Annotated in this window: 17 protein-coding genes; 12 read left to right on the forward strand and 5 right to left on the reverse strand. The window is 67.6% G+C overall.

Annotation, left to right across the window (positions count from 1 at the left end; genetic code table 11):
- The first annotated feature begins 13 nt into the window (after window positions 1-13).
- The 6 genes from A6B37_RS04535 (at window position 14) to A6B37_RS04560 (ending at window position 6,069) form a co-directional block, all read left to right on the forward strand.
- The gene (locus A6B37_RS04535) at window positions 14-1,060 is read left to right on the forward strand and encodes a TRAP transporter substrate-binding protein (protein WP_111825032.1); all 1,047 of its coding nucleotides are present in this window, start codon (window positions 14-16) and stop codon (window positions 1,058-1,060) included.
- Between the two features lie 141 nt (window positions 1,061-1,201).
- Window positions 1,202-1,822, forward strand: coding sequence for a TRAP transporter small permease (locus A6B37_RS04540; protein ID WP_102771845.1), 621 nt, complete (start codon window positions 1,202-1,204; stop codon window positions 1,820-1,822).
- A complete protein-coding gene (locus tag A6B37_RS04545; protein WP_102771346.1) occupies window positions 1,819-3,102 on the forward strand; it encodes a TRAP transporter large permease in 1,284 nt (427 codons plus the stop codon). The genes A6B37_RS04540 and A6B37_RS04545 overlap by 4 nt, the downstream gene beginning before the upstream one ends.
- Window positions 3,103-3,175: 73 nt before the next feature.
- Window positions 3,176-3,859, forward strand: coding sequence for a DUF2848 domain-containing protein (locus A6B37_RS04550; RefSeq protein WP_102771345.1), 684 nt, complete (start codon window positions 3,176-3,178; stop codon window positions 3,857-3,859).
- A gap of 54 nt (window positions 3,860-3,913) precedes the next feature.
- Entirely contained in the window at window positions 3,914-5,266 is a 1,353-nt protein-coding gene (locus A6B37_RS04555) for an amidase (RefSeq protein ID WP_111825033.1), read from the forward strand.
- Window positions 5,267-5,283: 17 nt separating this feature from the next.
- Window positions 5,284-6,069, forward strand: a complete 786-nt coding sequence (locus A6B37_RS04560; protein WP_102771844.1) for a putative hydro-lyase — start codon at window positions 5,284-5,286, stop codon at window positions 6,067-6,069.
- 37 nt (window positions 6,070-6,106) lie between these two features.
- Here A6B37_RS04560 and A6B37_RS04565 read toward each other — a convergent pair whose 3' ends face one another.
- The 4 genes from A6B37_RS04565 to A6B37_RS04580 all read right to left on the reverse strand — a co-directional run bounded on the left by A6B37_RS04565 (window position 6,107) and on the right by A6B37_RS04580 (window position 10,275).
- Complete coding sequence (locus A6B37_RS04565; RefSeq protein ID WP_111825034.1) at window positions 6,107-7,177, reverse strand: porin; 1,071 nt, start codon at window positions 7,175-7,177, stop codon at window positions 6,107-6,109.
- A gap of 321 nt (window positions 7,178-7,498) precedes the next feature.
- The gene (locus A6B37_RS04570; RefSeq protein WP_102771343.1) at window positions 7,499-8,800 is read right to left on the reverse strand and encodes a TRAP transporter large permease subunit; all 1,302 of its coding nucleotides are present in this window, start codon (window positions 8,798-8,800) and stop codon (window positions 7,499-7,501) included.
- Complete coding sequence (locus A6B37_RS04575) at window positions 8,793-9,293, reverse strand: TRAP transporter small permease (RefSeq protein WP_111825035.1); 501 nt, start codon at window positions 9,291-9,293, stop codon at window positions 8,793-8,795. Before A6B37_RS04575 ends, A6B37_RS04570 begins: the two co-directional genes overlap by 8 nt.
- Window positions 9,294-9,300: 7 nt before the next feature.
- A complete protein-coding gene (locus A6B37_RS04580; protein ID WP_111825036.1) occupies window positions 9,301-10,275 on the reverse strand; it encodes a TRAP transporter substrate-binding protein in 975 nt (324 codons plus the stop codon).
- 280 nt (window positions 10,276-10,555) lie between these two features.
- Between A6B37_RS04580 and nudC the strand changes: the two genes are divergently transcribed.
- The 3 genes from nudC (at window position 10,556) to A6B37_RS04595 (ending at window position 15,692) form a co-directional block, all read left to right on the forward strand.
- A complete protein-coding gene (gene nudC, locus A6B37_RS04585; RefSeq protein ID WP_111825037.1) occupies window positions 10,556-11,326 on the forward strand; it encodes an NAD(+) diphosphatase in 771 nt (256 codons plus the stop codon).
- 130 nt (window positions 11,327-11,456) lie between these two features.
- Complete coding sequence (locus A6B37_RS04590) at window positions 11,457-11,966, forward strand: winged helix DNA-binding protein (protein ID WP_102771340.1); 510 nt, start codon at window positions 11,457-11,459, stop codon at window positions 11,964-11,966.
- Window positions 11,967-12,068: 102 nt separating this feature from the next.
- Window positions 12,069-15,692 carry a hydantoinase B/oxoprolinase family protein gene (locus A6B37_RS04595; RefSeq protein WP_111825038.1) on the forward strand — a complete coding sequence of 1,208 codons (3,624 nt, stop codon included), beginning with the start codon at window positions 12,069-12,071 and terminating at the stop codon, window positions 15,690-15,692.
- Window positions 15,693-15,728: 36 nt separating this feature from the next.
- Here the strand turns inward: A6B37_RS04595 and A6B37_RS04600 are convergent, their stop codons facing one another.
- Window positions 15,729-16,763, reverse strand: a complete 1,035-nt coding sequence (locus A6B37_RS04600; protein ID WP_111825039.1) for a C45 family peptidase — start codon at window positions 16,761-16,763, stop codon at window positions 15,729-15,731.
- A 162-nt stretch (window positions 16,764-16,925) separates the two neighbouring features.
- Here A6B37_RS04600 and glnH point away from each other — a divergent pair, with 162 nt between their 5' ends.
- The 3 genes from glnH to glnQ all read left to right on the forward strand — a co-directional run bounded on the left by glnH (window position 16,926) and on the right by glnQ (window position 19,134).
- On the forward strand, window positions 16,926-17,678 hold the full coding sequence (glnH, locus tag A6B37_RS04605; RefSeq protein WP_102771337.1) for a glutamine ABC transporter substrate-binding protein GlnH: 753 nt from the start codon (window positions 16,926-16,928) through the stop codon (window positions 17,676-17,678).
- Window positions 17,679-17,752: 74 nt separating this feature from the next.
- The gene (gene glnP, locus A6B37_RS04610; RefSeq protein ID WP_111825040.1) at window positions 17,753-18,409 is read left to right on the forward strand and encodes a glutamine ABC transporter permease GlnP; all 657 of its coding nucleotides are present in this window, start codon (window positions 17,753-17,755) and stop codon (window positions 18,407-18,409) included.
- Window positions 18,406-19,134: a glutamine ABC transporter ATP-binding protein GlnQ gene (gene glnQ / locus A6B37_RS04615; protein WP_102771335.1), complete on the forward strand. Its 729-nt coding sequence runs from the start codon at window positions 18,406-18,408 to the stop codon at window positions 19,132-19,134. The genes glnP and glnQ overlap by 4 nt, the downstream gene beginning before the upstream one ends.
- The last annotated feature ends 2 nt before the right edge of the window (window positions 19,135-19,136 follow it).

The following is a 19,136-nucleotide window of genomic DNA, read 5'->3' on the forward strand; positions in this document are numbered from 1 at the left end:
AGGAGTTTTGTCCATGAAAAAGTCTCTAGTTTTCGCCGCAGTCGCCGCCGGCCTGCTCGCCGGCGCCGCCCAGGCGCAAGACCTGCCCAAGACCCAGTTGAAGGTGGTGGGCGGCCTGAGCAACCTGACCGCCTACAACGACTACGAAAAACCGTTCTGGACCAAGACGATCCCCGAGCTCTCCAAGGGCCAGGTCACGGCCACGATCAAGGGTTTCAACGAAATGGGCCTCAAGGGTCCCGAGCTGCTGCGCCTGATGTCGCAGGGCGTGGTCGAGTTCGGCACCGCCACGCTGGCGTACTTCGCCAGCGACAACCCGATCAACGAGGCGATCGACCTGGCCGGCCTGGCGCCCGACGTCAAGACCGCGCGCGCCGTGACCGACGCATTCGAGCCGGTCTACGCCAAGCTGTACGGCGAGGGCAGCAACGTCAAGCTGCTGGGCATCTCGACCTATCCCGCGCAGGTGCTGTTCTGCAACGCCGAGATCAAGGGCCTGGCCGACATCAAGGGCAAGAAGGTCCGCACCAGCAGCCGCACCACGGCCGAGTTCGTCGAGGCGCTGGGCGGCTCCAGCGTGACCATGGCGTTCGGCGAAGTGGTGCCGGCGCTGCAGAACAAGGTGGTCGACTGCGCCATCACGGGTTCGCTGTCGGGCTACTCGGCCAAGTGGTACGAGGTCTCCACCCACCTGGTGGCGCTGCCGATCAACTGGAACCAGCAGATCCACGCCGTCAACCAGAAGGCCTGGGACAAGCTCGATCCCAAGGTCCGCAGCTTCCTGCAGACCAACGTGAAGACCCTGGTCGACGACATCTGGGACGCCGCGGCGCGCCAGACCCAGGAAGGCTATGACTGCAATACCGGCGCGGCCGCGTGCCCGTACCCGGTCAAGGGCAAGATGGTCCTGGTCCAGCCCTCGGACGCGGACCGCGAACTGCTGAAGAAGGTCACGCAGGAAGCCGTGCTGCCCAAGTGGGCCGCGCGCTGCTCGGCGCAATGCGTGAACGACTTCAACGCCACGATCGGCAAGACGCTGGGCGTCGTGGCGAAGAAGTAGAGCCCCCCCCGAAGCGCTGCGCGCTTCCCCCCCAGGGGGGCATGCCTGAGGACCGGCGGAGCCGGATCCTCGGCATCCCGATGGGATGTGCCTGGTGCGTAGGGTGGCTAGGGTTTGCGGCTGTTTTTCAAAGGTTTTTTTATGACTCAAACCGAACACTTTCGCCTGCTGGGCGGCATATTGCGGCGCGCGGAGAGTTTTTCGCGGCTGGCGGTGTGGGCCGGCGGCGCGTTGACGGTGGCCAGCGTGCTGCTGATTTCGTTCGATGTGCTCGCGCGTAAATTTCTGGGGTTCACGACTGGCGGGGCCGATGAGCTGTCCAGCTACGCCTTCGCCATCAGCACCTCGTGGGCGCTGGCGTTCGCGACGCTGCAGCGGGCCAATGTGCGCGTGGACGTGCTCTATCAGCACATGCCCGTGCGCGTCGCCGCGGTGCTGGACTGGATCTCGCTGGTGGCGCTGGCGGTTTTCATGGTGTACCTGACGTATTACGCCTCCGAAGTGGTGCAGGCCTCGTGGACGCAGAAGTCCGCCGCCAATACGCCGCTTGCGACGCCGCTGTGGATTCCGCAGGGCTTGTGGGCGCTGGGCCTGGCCTGGATGTGCGTGACGGTGGCGCTGATGCTGGCGCGCGCCTCGGCGGCGCTGGTGACCGGCGATATCGAACTGGTCAGGAACATCTGCGGCGTGCGCTCGGCGCAGGAAGAAGCTGAAGAAGAAGCCGCCGCCGGCGAGCGCATGGTCAAGGGAGACGCCGCATGATTTCCACCGCTTTGATCCTGCTGCTGGTGTTGATCGGCCTGTCGATTCCCGTAGGCGCCGCGCTGGGCGTGCTGGGCCTGATCCTGGACCCGCTCTTTTCCATGCTGCCGCTGACGCGCGCCATCGGCGAGATTTCCTGGAGCACCAACAACGAATTCCTGCTGGTGGCGATTCCGCTGTTCATCATGCTGGGAGAAGTGCTGCTGCGCGCGGGCTTCGCCGAGCGCATGTACGGCGCGATGAGCCTGTGGCTGTCCTGGCTGCCGGGCGGGCTGATGCACGCCAACATCGGCGCCTCCACGCTGTTCTCGGCGACCTCGGGCTCCAGCGTGGCCACGGCCGCGACCGTGGGCACGGTGGCCATTCCGCAGATCCGCAAGTACGGCTACAACGAGCCGCTGTTCCTGGGCAGCCTGGCCGCCGGCGGCACGCTCGGCATCCTGATTCCGCCGTCCATCAACCTGGTCATCTACGGCGTGCTGACGAATTCCTCGGTGCCCAAGCTGTACCTGGCCGGCATCATCCCGGGCTTCGCGATGGCGGCGCTATTCATGCTGACCGTGGTCCTGGCCTGCGTGGCCAAGCCGTCGTGGGGCGGCAAAAAGGTCCAGGCCACGTGGGGCCAGCGCATCGCCAGCCTGGTGCACCTGGCGCCGCCCATGGGGATCTTCTTCCTGGTGGTGGGCTCCATCTACGCCGGCCTGGCCACGCCGACCGAGGCCGCCGCGCTGGGCGTGCTGGGCGCGCTGATCCTGGCCGCCTGGTTCCGCCGCCTGACGTGGTCGATGCTGCGCGAGGTGATGGAAGGCACCATGCGTTCGACGGCCATGATCATGCTGATCGTGATCGCCGCCAGTTTCCTGAACTTCGTCATGTCGGCCACCGGCCTGACCGACGCGCTGACCCAGTCCATCTCGGGGCTGGGCCTGTCGCCGGGCTGGATGCTGCTGATCCTGGTGATCTTCTACCTGGTGCTGGGCTGCTTCATGGAAACCCTCTCCATGATGATCACCACCATTCCCATCGTGGCGCCCATCATGATCGGCCTGGGCTTCGATCCCATCTGGCTGGGCATCGTGATCATCATCCTGGTCGAGGCCGCGCTGATCACGCCGCCGGTCGGGTTGAACCTGTTCGTGGTGCAGAGCCTGCGCAAGAGCGGGTCCATGAACGCGGTCATCGTCGGCAGCCTGCCGTTCGTGGCGGCCATGTTCGTGATGCTCGCGCTGCTGGCGTTCTGGCCCGACCTGGCGCTGTGGCTGCCGCGCGTGTTCGGCTAGGGCGCCGCCGCAAACCTTCTTTCGGACGCGGCGGGCGCCGCGTCCTTTACCTCTCAGATTCCGCAGGACAGATATGAAAGCCGTATTCCAGATCGAAGATTCCCAGCCGCGCCGGGTGGAAGTCGAGTTCAATTCCGTGATCGTGGCCGGCTGGGCCGGACGCGACATGGCCGCCATCGAGCACCACATCGAGGAACTGGCCGCCATCGGCGTGCCGCGTCCCAGCAGCGTGCCGCTGTACTACCGCATCGCCGCCAACCAGCTGACCCAGGACGAGACCGTGCAGGCGCTGGGCGAGGATTCCTCCGGCGAGGTCGAGACGTTCGTGTTCGCGATCGATGGCGAGATGTACGTCAGCATCGCGTCGGACCACACCGACCGCAAGCTCGAAACCTACAGCGTGGCCATGTCCAAGCAGGTCTGCGTCAAGCCCCTGGCCACGGGCGCATGGCGCCTGGCCGACGTGGCCGACTACTGGGACGAGCTGGTCATCCGCTCGTACATCGTGGAGAACGGCGCGGAAGTGCTGTACCAGGAAGGCCCGCTGGCCTCGCTGCGCACGCCGCAGGACCTGGTGGCCGGCTACACCGGCGGCAGCGCCGTGCTGCCCGCGGGCGCGGGCATGACCTGCGGCACGGTCGGCGCCATCGGCGGCATCCGCCCGTCGGTGGACTTCGCCATGGAACTCTACGATCCGCGCCGCCAGCGCAGCCTGCGCCACCGCTATCATGTGGAGACGCTGCCCGTGGTGGCCTGAGGCCGCCGGCCGTCCCCGTGTGTACTTGAGCCGCCCAGCGGCACCAGGATGACTATGTTTCCGACCCTGAACGAACTGAACCAGGCCCTGAACGAGGGCCGCACGACGTCCGTGGCGCTCACCGAGGCCGTGCTGGCCCGCGCCCGCGACGAGGCGGGCGAGGGCACCCGCGTCTACACCAAACTGTATGCCGAGGCGGCGCTGGCCCAGGCGCGCGCGTCGGACACGCTGCGCGCGGCGGGCATCGTGCGCTCGGCCGTCGAAGGCCTGCCCATCAGCATCAAGGACCTGTTCGACGTCGAGGGCGAGACCACGATGGCCGGCTCGGTGGCGCGCGCCGGAGAACCCGCCGCCGACGCCAACGCGGAAGTGGTGCAGCGCCTGATCGCCGCCGGCGCCGTCATCATCGGCCGCACCAACATGACCGAGTTCGCCTACTCGGGCCTGGGCATCAACCCTCACTACGGCACCCCCCTGAATCCCTACGACCGCGCCACCGGCCGCATCCCCGGCGGCTCGTCCTCGGGCGCGGCGGTGTCGGTCACCGACGGCATGGCCGTGGCCGCCATCGGCTCGGATACCGGCGGCTCGGTGCGCATTCCGTCTGCGCTTTGCGGCCTGACGGGCTTCAAGCCCAGCGCCTGGCGCGTGTCGATGGAAGGCGTGCTGCCGCTGTCGGCCAACCTGGACTCGATCGGCCCCATCGCCGCCAGCGTGCGCTGCTGCGCCGAGCTGGACGCGATCCTGTCGGGCGACGGCGGCCCGGCGCCGCAGGCGCTGCCGCTGCGCGGCCTGCGCCTGGCGGTGCCGACCACGCTGGCGCTGGACGGCATGGACAGCCACGTGGCCGCCAGCTTCGAGGCCGCGGTCGCGCGGCTGCGCGAGGCCGGCGCGCTGGTCGACGAGATCGCCGTGCCGGAATTCGCGCAGCTGGCCGCCATCAACGCCAAGGGCGGCTTCACCGCGGCCGAGGCCTGGGCCTGGCACCGCGACCTGATCGCGCGCGCCGGCCAGCGCTACGACCCGCGCGTGGTGTCGCGCATCATGCGCGGCAAGGACATGAGCGCGGCCGACTACCTGGACCTGCTGGACGCCCGCGAGGCCTGGGTGGCGGCGGTGGACCACCGCATCGCCGGCTACGACGCGCTGATCATGCCGACCACGCCCATCGTGGCGCCGGCGGTGGCCGACCTGGCCGCCGACGAAGCCTATTACGCGGCCAACGGCCTGATCCTGCGCAATCCCACGCTCATCAACTTCCTGGACGGCTGCGCGCTGTCGCTGCCTTGCCATGCGGCGGGCACGGCGCCCGTGGGCCTGATGATCGCGGCCAGCAACGGCGCCGACCGCCGCGTGCTGGCCATCGGCCTGGCCGTCGAGGAACTGCTGGCGCAAGCGAGAGGCTAGCCATGATCGCCAATTCGATGCGAGCCGGCGCGCAGGCGGCGCGCCAGGTGCGCCTGGACGCCCGCAGCGGCCGGCTGACCGGCCCCACGGCCAACCTGGCGCCGGGCCACGTGCAGGCCAACCTGGCGATCCTGCCGCGCGCGCTGGCGGCGGATTTCCTGCATTTCTGCCAGCGCAATCCCAAGCCGTGCCCCTTGCTGGCCATGTCCGAGCCGGGCGATCCGGCGCTGCCCGAGCTGGGCGAGGACATCGATATCCGCACCGACATTCCGCGCTATCGCGTATGGAAGAACGGCGAGCTGGTGGCCGAGCCCACCGACGTGCGCGACATCTGGCGCGACGACCTGGTGTCGTTCCTGATCGGCTGTTCGTTCTCGTTCGAGGAAGCCATGCTGGACAACGGCCTGCCGGTGCGCCACATCGAGCAGGGCTGCAACGTGCCCATGTACCGCACCAGCATCCAGACGCACCCGGCCGGCGTGTTCGGCGGGCCGCTGGTGGTGTCGATGCGGCCGCTGAAGGCCGCCGACGCGATCCGCGCGATCCAGGTGACCTCGCGCTTTCCGTCGGTGCATGGCGCGCCCGTGCACCTCGGCGACCCGGCCCTGATCGGGATCGCCGACATCGATCGCCCGGACTACGGCGACGCGGTGGAAATACGGGAAGGGGAGATGCCGGTGTTCTGGGCCTGCGGCGTGACGCCGCAGTCGGTGGTGGCCTCGGTGCGGCCGGAATTCTGCATCACGCACGCGCCCGGGCACATGCTGGTCACCGATCTCATCAACAGCCGGATGGCGGTGTAGCGCAAGCCGGGCTCCGCGGAGCCCGGCGCGAGAGACATCAGAAGATGTGGCGGAAGCCCACGGCGGCGCCGACCTGGTTGCTCTTGCCGGCGATTTCGCCGCTGGCGGCGTCGCTGACCTTGTTCCAGTCCACGGTGCCGTACAGCTGCGAGCGCTTGGACAGCGAGTACTCGGCCACGGCGACCAGCGCGTAGCGCTTGCCCTTGTCGCCTTCTTCCTCGACGTTCTTGCTCTGGTCGAAGTAGGCCGCGCCGGTGATGGCCCAGCGCGGCGTAGCCTGCCACGTGACGCCGGCGAAGTAGCCGTTGTCCTTGCGGTCCAGGTTGGCGGTGGTGGTGCCGCCCATGACGCCATTGACCCAGCCGGTTTCGTCGCGGCCGTTGTAGTAGCCGACGAACAGCTTGGCGCCGTCGAACTGGTACGAGGCGTTCAGGTTCCAGACGCGCTGGCGCAGGTCGGAATCGGTGCCCGCGTAGGTCTGCTGGTAGGCCGCGCCCAGACCCAGCTGGCCGATGGTGTAGCGCAGGCTGGCGCCGTACTGCTGGCCGGCCTTGTGGTCGTCCCAGTCTTCGCCGTTGGCCCACGACAGCACCATGGACAGGTCGCCGAAGGTATTGGCGTACTTGGTCATGTTGTTGGTGCGCACGCGCGACATGGCGGCCGGCAGCCAGGCGTTCTGGTCGTAGTTGCCCACGGTCAGCGGATCGAAGTAATCGGCCAGCAGGTCGAACATCGGCGTGTTCTGCAGGCCCAGGGTGAGCGTACCGATCTGGCCGCCGTCCAGGCCCACGTAGGCCAGGCGGCTGAAGGCCTTGCTGGTGTCCGAACCCCTGCCGTTCTGCAGGTTGATGCCGTTCTCCAGGCGGAAGAAGGCGCGGTTGCCGCCGCCCAGGTCTTCCGAGCCGCGCAGGCCCCAGCGGCTGTTGGAAATGGCGCCGTTCTCCATCGACACTCGGCTGCCGTCTTCGCCGACCGCGCCGGAGCTGGTGCTCAGGTAGCGGATGCTGACGTCGGCGATACCGTACAGGGTGACGCTGGTCTCGGCGGACGCCGTGCCGGCGGCCATGCCCAGGCCGGCAAGGGCGAGCGATAGGGTGATGCGTTTCATGCGGATCTCCTCCTGATGTAGCTGTTCTTGGTTGCGCCGGGCTTGTGGCCCGGCCAGATGCGCGCGGCGGATCGCCGGGCGCCGGGCCGGCCGCTCCGACGCTTGGGGTAAGCGCGGGTCCGGGCGGCCGCCCAGGTGGCACAACTGAACCCACGCCGGCAAGCGGCATGGGCGCCTCGGGATTCTAGAAAAGTTGGCGCGCCAGCAGGGGACGGATTCGTTCGGCGTTTTCCCGGGTTTACAGAATCGCAAACCGCGAGAGCGCCGGAAAAATAAAAAACCCCGGCGCAAACCGGGGTTTTCGGGGCGAGGGGCCCGGCACTACAGCGTCATGTGCTGCGGCAGCCAGGTCGCTATGCCGGGCACCAGATAGAGCAGCAGCACGGCCAGGATCATCAGGAAGAACATCGGCATCGAGGCGCGCGCGATGTACGGCAATTCCCTGCCGCTCATGCCCGAAAGCACGAACAGGTTGAAGCCCACCGGCGGCGTGATCTGTGCCATTTCTACAACGAACACGATGAAAATGCCGAACCAGATCAGGTCCAGGCCGGCGGCCTGCACCGTCGGCAGCAGCACGCCCATGGTCAGCACCACGATGGAAATGCCGTCCAGGAAGCACCCCAGCACGATGAAGAACACCATCAGCGCCATGATCAGCCCGAACTGGGACAGGCCCAGGCCGCCGATCCACTCGGCCAGCGCGCGCGGCAGGCCGATGTAGCCCATCGCCAGCGTCAGGAACTGCGCGCCCGCCAGGATCAGCGCGATCATGCAGTACAGCCGGGTGGCGCCCAGCAGCGACTGCATGAAGCTGGAGCGGTTCAGCGAGCCCTGCAGCGCCGACAGGATCAGCGCGCCCACCACGCCCACCGCCGCGGCTTCGGTGGCGGTGGCGATGCCCGAATAGATCGAGCCCAGCACCGCCGCGATCAGCAGCAGCACCGGGATCAGGTGGCGCGAGCGCGACAGCTTCTGCATGAAGGTCAGGCCCGGATCGGCCGCCGGCACCGCCTTGGGATTGCGGATCGCCCACCAGGCGATATAGCCCATGAAGAGCCCGGCCAGCAGCAGGCCGGGCACGATGCCGGCGATGAACAGCTTGGCGATGGACACGTCCGCCGCCACCCCGTACACGATCATGATGATCGAAGGCGGGATGAGCAGGCCCAGCGTGCCGGCGCCCGACAGCGTGCCGAGGATCTTGTCCTCGGGGTAGCCGCGGCGCGTCAGCTCGGGGATGGTCATCTTGCCGACGGTGGCGCAGGTGGCCGCCGACGAGCCCGAGACTGCGGCGAAGATGGCGCAGCCGATCACGTTGGTGTGCAGCAGGCGGCCCGGCAGCCGGTTGAGCCAGGGCGCGAGGCCCTTGAACAGGTCTTCCGACAGGCGCGTGCGGAACAGGATTTCACCCATCCACAGGAACAGCGGCAGCGCGGTCAGGGTCCAGCTGGAGGCCGCGCCCCAGATGGTGACGGCCATGGCGTCGCCGGCCGGACGGCTGGAGAGGATCTCCATGCCGATCCAGGCCGTTCCCGCCAGGGTCAGGCCGACCCAGACTCCGCAGCCCAGCAGCGCGAAGATCGAGACGACCAATAGGGTAATGACGAGAATTTCATTCATGGGTTTGCTGCGAAGTGGCGGCGGCCTGGCCGCGTAGGCGTCGGATCAGTTCGTCGATCAGGGCGACCAGGAACAGCACCGTGCCGATCGCCATGCTGATCTGCGGAATCCACAGCGGCGTGGCGTCGTTGGACGTGGAGATGTCGTTGAACTGCCATGAGTCGTACGTCAGCTTGATGCTGAAGAACGCGAAGGCGGCGGCCAGCACGCAGCCCACGGACAGCGCGAAGAGGTCCAGGCGGCGGCTGGCGGCCGGGTTGAGCGAATTGAGCAGCAGCGTCACACGGATGTGTTCGCCGTGCTTGAAGGTGCTGGACAGGGCGAGAAAGCCGGCGGCGGCCATGAAGTACCCGGCATAGGCGTCCGTGCCGGGGATGTTCATGTGGAGCTGGCGCGCGATGATCGCGGCCAGCACCGAAACCAGTACGCCGATCGTGCACAGGCCGGCCAGCAGGCCGGCCGCGCCGTAAAGACCATCTAGAAAGCGGCGCATGGAAATATCACTGCTTCTTGTAGGCGTCGATCATGGCCTGGCCGTCCGCGCCGGCCTTCTTGAGCCAGTCATCCAGCATGCGCTTGCCGATTTCCGACAGGCCCGACTTCAGTTCGGCGGTGGGCTGGATGGTCTCCATGCCGTTCTTGGCCAGTTCCTGCTGGTACCACTTGTTCTTTTCCTGCGACAGCTTCCAGCCGCGTTCCTCGGCCTGCGCGCCGGCCTTCTTCAGCGCGGCCTGGGTGGCCGGATCGAGCGCGTCGAACGCCTTCTTGTTGACGATGATGGCGTTCTTGGGCAGCCAGGCCTGGGTGTCGTAGAACTTCTTGATGTACTCGTAGGTCTTGGTGTCGTAGCCGGTGGAGGCCGAGGACATGTAGGAATCGATCACGCCGGTGGCCATGGCCTGCGCCAGTTCGGCCTGCTGCACCGTCACCGGCTGGGCGCCGACCAGTTCGGCGATCTTGGCCGTCACGGGGCTGTAGGCGCGCCACTTCAGGCCCTTCATGTCGGACACCTGCTTGATGTCGCGGTTGGCGAAAATGCCCTGGGGCGGCCAGGCCACGGCGTACAGCAGCGTCATGCCGTGCGCGTTCAGCTTCTTCTCCAGGAACGGCTTCTGCGCCTGGTACAGCTTGAACGAAGCGTCGTAGCCGGTGGCCAGGAAGGGCAGGCCGTCGAGTTCGTAGACCGGATCTTCGTTGGCGAAGTTGGTCAGCAGGATTTCGCCGATCTGGGCCTGGTTGCCCTGCACCGCGCGCTTGATCTCGGGCGCCTTGTACAGCGAGGCGTTGTTGTGCAGCGTGATCTTCAGCTTGCCTTGCGACAGCGTGTCGACGTCCTTGATGAAGGAGGTCAGGTTTTCGACGTGGAAGTTGCTGGCCGGGTAGGCGCTGGGCAGGTCCCATTTGGTCTGGGCCTGCGCGCCCGCGCTGAACGCCAGGACGATGCTGCCGGCCAACAGGGAAAGTTTCTTGTACATGGGTGGTTCTTCCTTGCGTATGGTAGAGCCGGGCGGTGCCCGACAGGCATTGCGAAAGCGAGCGCTGCGGCAATGACGCGCAGCTGAAAAGCCGTGCCATTCTAAGTTGCCGTGCGGCGGCGGGGCGCGTGAAATCGCGTCTTTACGGGTTATTCCTAGGGCGGCGCGCGGGCCCGCGATGCTTGAGGGTTCAATCGTTGGACGCTGCGCGTTCGCGCCGCTTGCGGCCGCTGTTTTTCTTCTAAGATTGCGCTATTTACTGCATGGGCCGAGGCTGCGCGTGAATTTCGTTTTTCGTCGTGATGAATTGTTGGTCCAAGCCGATTCCGGCGTGCTGCCGGACATGGATCTGTGCGAACGCATCGGCGTGCGCGCCGAGGTGCTGCAGCCGATCTGGATGCTGCCCGACACGCCCCACCGCACCGTGCACGTGGAGCCCGGCGTCGACGCGCCCGAGGGCTATGCGTTCCGCAAGCTGCGTTCGCTGTTCGGCGTGCTCGACGACGAGCGCATGGCGCTGGCCGGGCGCGCCTACCAGATCGCCGAATGGGCCCGTACGCACTGCTACTGCGGCGCCTGCGGCGAGCGGGCGCAGCGTTCGCCCACGGAATTCTGTCTGCGCTGCCCGTCCTGCGGGTTCTCGGCCTATCCGCGGATTTCGCCGGCCATGATGGTGCTGATCCGCAAGGGCGACAGCATCCTGCTGGCGCGCCACACCGCCACGGCCACGGCGCGCTACACGGCGCTGGCGGGCTTCGTCGAGCCGGGCGAGAGCATCGAGCAGACCATCCACCGCGAGGTGCTCGAAGAGGTCGGCCTGAAGGTCGGCAACCTGCGGTACTTCGGCAGCCAGTCCTGGCCGTTCCCGCATTCGCTGATGGTGGCGTTCACGGCCGACTACGTCTCGGGCGAGATCCGCGTGCAGGAAGACGAGATCGCCGACGCGCGCTGGTTCGGCCCGGGCGATCCCATGCCCGAGATCGCGGCGCGTATTTCCATTGCCGGCTCGCTGATCCGGGCCAATCTGCCGATGGGCTGGTCGGCGCCCTGACGATTTTTTCCAAGGCCTAGGGGTATTCCCTGTAAAGCGGGGAAATCGGCCGTCTGACGATGACTTTTTATTGATGAAATGTCGATAAATTATTAGTATTTCGTCCAGACTAACCCGGCTCCCGCTTTCCATGAAATCCGCCTTGATCGCTTCATCGGCCCATCTCGCCAGCGGCAGCGCGCCTGACCTGTCCGAGGTGGAATTCGGCCTGATGATCGCCGGCCACGCCTTCGACCGCTGGACCGTGCGCTGCATGGCCGCGGCCGGGCTGCCCGACCTGACCGCCACCGACGTGATGGTGTTCCACCACGTCTATCACCGGCAGCGCGCCAAGAAGCTGGCCGACATCTGCTTCACGCTCAACGTCGAGGACACCCACATCGTCAGCTATTCGCTCAAGAAACTGGAGCGCATCGGCGTGGTGCGCGGCGAACGCAGCAGCAAGGAAGTGTTCTACAGCGTCACGGAAGAGGGCGCGGCGGTGCTCAAGCGCTACGCCGACATCCGCGAGCAGTGCCTGACCTCGGGCCTGAACGCGCCGGGCGCGGGCGGGCTGGAGTTCAGCCGCCAGCTCGCGCATACGCTGCGCGCGCTGTCCGGCCTGTACGACCAGGCGGCCCGGGCCGCGACGTCGCTCTGAGCGGCCCACGCACCCATATCAATAAAGATCCGGGGCAAGTCCCCGCCATTGGCAACCGGCCGCGCCCAGCGCCGCGGCGGCTTTCTGTATTCAAGGACACCTATGAAGTGGCAATTCTGGATAGACCGTGGGGGCACCTTTACCGACATCGTGGCGCGCCGTCCCGACGGCACCACCACCACGGCCAAGATGCTGTCGGAGAACCCCGAGCAGTACCGCGACGCGGCGGTGGCCGGCATCCGCAAGCTGCTGGGCATCGCGCCCGGCCAGCCGGTGCCCGCCGAGCAGGTGGAATGCGTGAAGATGGGCACCACGGTGGCCACCAACGCGCTGCTCGAACGCAAGGGCGAGCGCACGCTGCTGGTGACCACGCGCGGCTTTCGCGACGGCTTGCGCATCGCCTACCAGAACCGGCCGCGACTGTTCGACCGCAACGTGGCGCTGCCCGAGATGCTGTACGAGTCGGTGTTGGAAGCCGACGAGCGCGTGGCGGCCGACGGCGCGGTGATCCGCGAGCTGGACGAAGCCAGCCTGCGCGCCGGCCTGCAGGCTGCCCATGACGCCGGCATCCGCGCCGTTGCAATCGTTTTCATGCACGCCTGGCACGCGCCGCAGCATGAAGCGCGCGCCGCCGCCATCGCCCGCGATATCGGTTTTCCGCAGGTCTCGGCCTCGCACGAGGTCAGCCCGCTGATCAAATTCGTGTCGCGCGGCGACACCACGGTGGTCGACGCCTACCTGTCGCCCATCCTCAAGCGCTACGTGGATCAGGTCGCCGGCGAGCTGCCCGGCATCCGCCTGATGTTCATGCAGTCCAGCGGCGGCCTGACCGACGCGCACCGCTTCCGCGGCAAGGACGCCATCCTGTCCGGCCCGGCCGGCGGTATCGTGGGCATGGTGCGCACCAGCGAGACGGCGGGCTTTCCCAAGGTGATCGGCTTCGACATGGGCGGCACCTCCACCGACGTGTCGCACTACGCCGGCGAGTTCGAGCGCGAGTTCGAAACCCTGGTGGCGGGCGTGCGCATGCGCGCGCCGATGATGAGCATCCACACCGTGGCCGCCGGCGGCGGCTCCATCCTGCATTTCGACGGCGCGCGCCTGCGCGTGGGCCCGGATTCGGCCGGCGCCAATCCCGGCCCGGCCTGCTACCGCCGCGGCGGCCCGCTGGCGGTGACCGACTGCAACGTGCTGCTGGGCAAGATCCAGCCGGACTTCTTCCCCAAGGTGTTCGGCCCCAACGCCGACGAGGCGCTGGACCGCGACGTGGTGGCGCAGCGCTTCCAGGCCATGGCCGATGAAGTGCGCGCCGCCACCGGCCGCGACATGACGCCGGAACAGCTGGCCGAGGGCTTCCTGGAAATCGCCGTGGGCAACATGGCCGAGGCCATCAAGCGCATTTCGGTGCAGCGCGGCCACGACGTGACCGAGTACGCGCTGACCGTGTTCGGCGGCGCGGGCGGGCAGCACGCCTGCCTGGTGGCCGACGCGCTGGGCATGACCACCGTGTTCGCGCATCCGCTGGGCGGCGTGCTGTCGGCCTACGGCATGGGCCTGGCCGACCAGACCGACATGCGCCAGAAGACGGTGGAGAAGGTGCTGGACGCCGGACTGATGGGCGAGCTGGCGGGCGAGCTGGACGAACTGGCGGGCCAGGCGGTGGGCGAACTGCGCCGCCAGCACGTGGCCGAGGGCGACATCGCGGTGCAGCGCCGCCTGCACCTGAAATACCGCGGCACCGACACCGCGCTGGAAGTCGCGTACGGCGGGCTGGAGCAGGTGCGCCGCGATTTCGAGGCCGCCTACCGCCAGCGCTATTCCTTCCTCATGCCCGACCGCGAACTGGTGGTGGAGACCATTTCGGTCGAGGCCACCGGCGGCGGCGAACGCGTCGCCGCGGCGCAGGCGGCCCGGGTGCGCGAAGGCGCGCTGGCCGCCCGCCGCAGCGTGCGCATGTACAGCGGCGGCGCCTGGCGCGACACGCCCCTGTACGTGCGCGAGGACATGGCGGGCGGCGACGTGGTGGCCGGTCCGGCCATCATCTCCGAGCCCAACCAGACCACCGTGGTCGAACCGGGCTGGCAGGCCGAGCTGACCGCGCAGGATCACTTCGTGATCCGCCGCGTCGAGGCCCGTCCGGAGCGTCGCGCCATCGGCACGCAGGCCGACCCCGTCATGCTGGAGGTGTTCAACAACCTCTTCATGTCCATCGCCGAGCAGATGGGCTACCGCCTGCAGAACACGGCTTATTCGGTCAACATCAAGGAGCGTCTGGACTTTTCCTGCGCGATCTTCGACGCGCAGGCCCGCCTGATCGCCAACGCGCCGCACATGCCGGTGCACCTGGGTTCCATGGGCGAGTCGGTGCGCACCGTCATGCAGGCCAACGCCGGCCGCATGGCGCCCGGCGACGCCTATGTGGTCAACGATCCCTACCACGGCGGCACCCACTTGCCGGACGTGACCGTCATCACCCCGGTGTTCGACCGCGAGGGACGCGAGATCCTGTTCTACGTGGGCTCGCGCGGCCACCATGCCGACATCGGCGGCACCACGCCCGGCTCCATGCCGCCCGATTCCAGGACCGTGGAAGACGAAGGCGTGCTCTTCACCAACTTCCAGCTGGTCAAGAACGGCGAGTTCCGCGAGGCGGCGGCGCGCGGCATCCTGGGCTCCGGCCGCTGGCCGGCGCGCAACCCGGACCAGAACATCGCCGACATGCACGCGCAGATCGCCGCCAACGAGAAAGGCGTGCAGGAACTGCTGCGCATGTGCGATCACTTCGGCCTGGACGTGGTGCGCGCCTACATGGGGCACGTGCAGGACAACGCCGAAGAGGCGGTGCGCCGCGTGATCTCGGTGCTCAAGGACGGCAGCTACGAGTACCCGCTGGACAACGGCGCGGTGATCCGCGTGGCCGTGCGGGTGGACACCGAGGCGCGCAGCGCGGTGGTGGACTTCACCGGCACCTCGCCGCAGCTGGACAACAACTTCAACGCGCCCGGCGCCATCGCGGTGGCGGCGGTGCTGTACGTGTTCCGCACCCTGGTCAACGACGACATCCCGCTGAACGACGGCTGCCTGGTGCCGCTGTCCATCGTCCTGCCGGAAGGCTCGATGCTGCGCCCGAATCCGCCGGCCTCGGTGGTGGCGGGCAACGTCGAGACCTCGATGTGCATCGTCAACGCGCTGTACGGCGCGCTCGGCGTGCTGGCCGCCAGCCAGGGTACGATGAACAACTTCACCTTCGGCAACGCGCGCCATCAGTACTACGAGACCATCTCGGGCGGCACCGGCGCGGGGCCGGTGCGCATCGACGCCGCCGGCCCGCACGATCCGGGCTTCGCGGGCACGTCGGTGGTGCAGGCGCACATGACCAACTCGCGCCTGACCGATCCGGAAGTGCTGGAGTTCCGCTTTCCGGTGCGGCTGGAGTCCTACGAGATCCGCAAGGGCTCGGGCGGAGCGGGGCGCTATCCGGGCGGCGACGGCGGCATCCGCCGCGTCCGCTTCCTGGAGGAGATGACGGCGGCCATCCTGTCGAACAACCGCCGCTATGCCCCCTTCGGCCTGGCCGGCGGGCAGCCCGGCGCGATGGGCCGCAACGCCGTCGAGCGCGCCGACGGCAGCGTCGAGGAGCTGGGCCCGCAGGACAGCGCGCAGCTGCATCCGGGCGACGTGTTCGTGATCGAGACGCCGGGAGGCGGCGGCTACGGACAGGCCTGATGCCGCCGGGCGCCGCGCTGGCGGCGCCCGTGCGCTTCACTCCGGTTCCGACATGACGTCCAGCGCGATCTCCGCCTTGTTCCTGCGGTCGTAGACGCGCAGCGTCACGTCCGGGTCGCGGATCTCGAAGACCGCGGTGGCGAGGGTGTTCTCCTCGTCGGGATCGTCCGCCGCCATGCGCAGAATGGGCAGATCGCCCTCGGTGTCGTGCAGCGCGGCCAGCAGGTCGGTGCTGCCGGCGCCGGCCGACCAGCCGTCCACGATGCGCTCGATGCGGTGCTGGCGCGCCCGCGAAGAGTCGGTGATGACCTGCGCCAGCCCGGCGGTCTGCGCGTGCACCATGTGGTTGGCATGGCCGTAGCGCGGGCCGGTATCGAGCACCGAGGTGGCGCCGGGCGCGACCTCCACGCTGAACATGCGTGGGTCGCCCGCGGCGCCCAGCAGATGGTGAAAGCCCCCGGAATGCGGCAGCGCGCGCAAGAGCGCCACGGCCTCGTCGAGCGTGGCGCAGTCGAGCACGGCGCGCGCCAGCAGCATGCGCGGCACGCCGGGATGGCGCTGGCGCGTGCGCAGGTTGTTGATGGTCTGGACCAGGCCGGCGCGGTTGGCCCCGAAAGTGTGGCCCGGCAGCGAGCCGGGATAGTAGAAGCTCAGATAGCCGGGCGCGTCGTCCAGCGCCACGTCCACCAGGTGGCAGCGCCCGCGCAGGTAAGGGTCGCCGTCTTCGTTGTGGGCGATCCAGCGCGCGCCGTCGGCGGTCCGCAGGGCCACCGACGTGCAGCCGTCGGCCGTGCTGTGCAGCAGGTCGCCGCGGCAATTCCACAGCAGCACGTCCTCCAGCGGCAGGCGCAGGCCCTCGGCCAGCCCCTCCAGCTCTTCCCAGACCGCCGGCAGCGCGGCGCGGGCCTGCTGCCCGAGTTCGTCCAGGAAGGCGTGGCCGCGCCACGGCCGCAAGGCTTCCCAGGTGCCGCTTTGCGCCAGATAGGCGGACATGATGGGGCGGGCCAGCTTGCCCAGCGCCACGCCGGCCTGGCGGCGGTTTCCACAGATGCGCACGTACTTGTAGGCCATGTGATTCTCCGGGTGTCCAGCCGATTGTATTTTTTCGGAAGCAGCCGGTGTAGGGGATGCGTTAAGATCCTCGGTAAGTTGCCCCGAGGACTCGGTGTAGCCCAGGAATCATGCCCTTACAACAACCGAGGGGGGCCGACGGTTCCCCAAGAGGAGAGTTTCATGATCAAACGCAAAGTCGCCGCCGCGCTGGCCGGCCTGTCCCTGGCCATGTTCGGCGCCGTCTCCGCCGCCCAGGCCCAAGGCAAGGAATTGGTGGTCGCCACCGATACCGCTTTCGTTCCGTTCGAGTTCAAGCAGGGCAACACCTACACGGGCTTCGACGTCGATCTCTGGGCGGCCATCGCCAAGGAACTCAACCTGAAATACAAGCTGCAGCCCATGGACTTCGCCGGCATCATCCCCGGCCTGCAGACCAAGAACATCGACGCCGCGCTGGCCGGCATCACCATCCGCGACGACCGCAAGAAAGTCGTCGACTTCTCCGATCCCTATTACGAAAGCGGCCTGTCCATCCTGGTCGGCGAAAAGAACACCGACATCAAGGACGCCAAGTCCCTGGCCGGCAAGAGCGTCGCGGTCAAGACCGGCACCGCCACCGTGGACTTCCTGAAGGCCCAGGTGCCGGACGCCAAGCTCAAGCTCTTCCCCAACATCGACAACGCCTACCTGGAACTGGCCACCGGCCGCGTGGACGCCGCCGTGCACGACACGCCCAATGTCCAGTACTACGCCAACACGGCGGGCAAGGGCCGCGTCAAGGTGGTCGGCTCGGTCAAGAGCGGCGACTTCTACGGCATCGCCTTCCCCAAGGGCAGCGACCTGGTGCCGCAGGTGAACAAGGCGCTGGCCACCCTCAAGTCCAACGGCGAATACGACAAGATCTACGAGAAGTGGTTCGGCAAGAAGCCCTGACGTCCCGGGCTTGAACCGCTACCTGGGCGCCCGCGCCTTGCGGGCGCCCCTTGCCGGATCATGGGGGGACTATCGTGGAGTTCGACTGGACTGTAATCAAAGACGCGTTACCCAACCTGCTGGAGGGTACGCTGTTGACGATCAAGATCACCTTCTGGGGCTTGGTCGGCGGTTTCCTGCTGGGGGCGCTGTCGGGCGTGACCCGCGCCTACGGGCATCCCATTCTTTCGGCCATCGCGCAGGTCTACGTCGCGGTCATCCGCGGCACGCCGATCGTCGTGCAGGTGATGTTCATCTACTTCGCGCTGCCGCTCCTGGCCGATATCCGGGTCGAGGCGGAGTGGGCCGCCATCGCCACGCTCATCATCAACTCGGGCGCCTACATCTCCGAGATCGTGCGCGGCTCGCTGCTGTCGGTGCACAAGGGCCTGAAAGAGGCCGGGCAGGCCATGGGGCTGCCGTTTCACAAGATCCTGTTCTACATCATCGGGCCGGTGGCGTTTCGCCGCATGATCCCGCCGCTGGGCAACCAGTGCATCATCAGCCTGAAGGACTCGTCGCTGTTCATCGTGATCGGCGTGGCCGAACTGACCCGCCAAGGCCAGGAAATCATGGCGAGCAACTTCAGCGCGGTCGAGATCTGGTCGGCGGTGGCCATCATCTACCTGATCCTGACCGGCCTGCTGGCCCTGACGCTGCACCTGGTCGAAAAAAGGATGCGCATACTATGAGCATGGTCGAATTTCACGAGGTCACCAAACGATTCGGCGAGTCGACGGTGCTCGACGAGATTTCGCTGAGCATCGACGCGGGCGAAGTGGTGGTGGTGGTCGGCCCGTCGGGTTCGGGCAAGTCCACCTTCCTGCGCTGTATCAACGTGCTTGAAACCATCAACGGCGGCGACCTGCTGGTCGACGGCCTGAGCGTCCTGGGCGGGGCGGCGCAGGTGCGCGAAATCCGCCGCGAAGCCGGCATGGTGTTCCAGCAGTTCAATCTGTTTCCGCAGATGACGGCGCTGGAGAACGTCATGTTCGGGCCGGTGCACACGCGCGGCCAGAGCCGCGACGAGGCGCGCGAACTGGCCGAGGGCCTGCTGGCCAAGGTCGGCCTGGCCGAGCGCATGAACCACTATCCTTCGGAGCTGTCAGGCGGCCAGCAACAGCGCGTGGCGATCGCGCGCGCCCTGGCGATCAAGCCCAAGCTGATGCTGTTCGACGAGCCCACCTCGGCGCTGGACCCGGAGCTGCGCCACGAGGTGCTGAAGGTCATGCGCGACCTGGCCGAAGAGGGCATGACCATGGTGGTCGTCACGCATGAAATGGAATTCGCCCGCAAGGTCGGCAGCCGCCTGATCTTCATCGACGCCGGCAAGATCGCCCACGACGGCCCGCCGGCCGAACTGCTGGGCAACCCGCCCAGCCAGCGGTTGAAGGATTTCCTGCAGCACGTGGCCTGACG

It is taken from the genome of Achromobacter sp. HZ01, assembly GCF_003267925.1.
GTDB classification, from domain to species: Bacteria; Pseudomonadota; Gammaproteobacteria; order Burkholderiales; family Burkholderiaceae_B; genus Achromobacter; species Achromobacter pulmonis_A.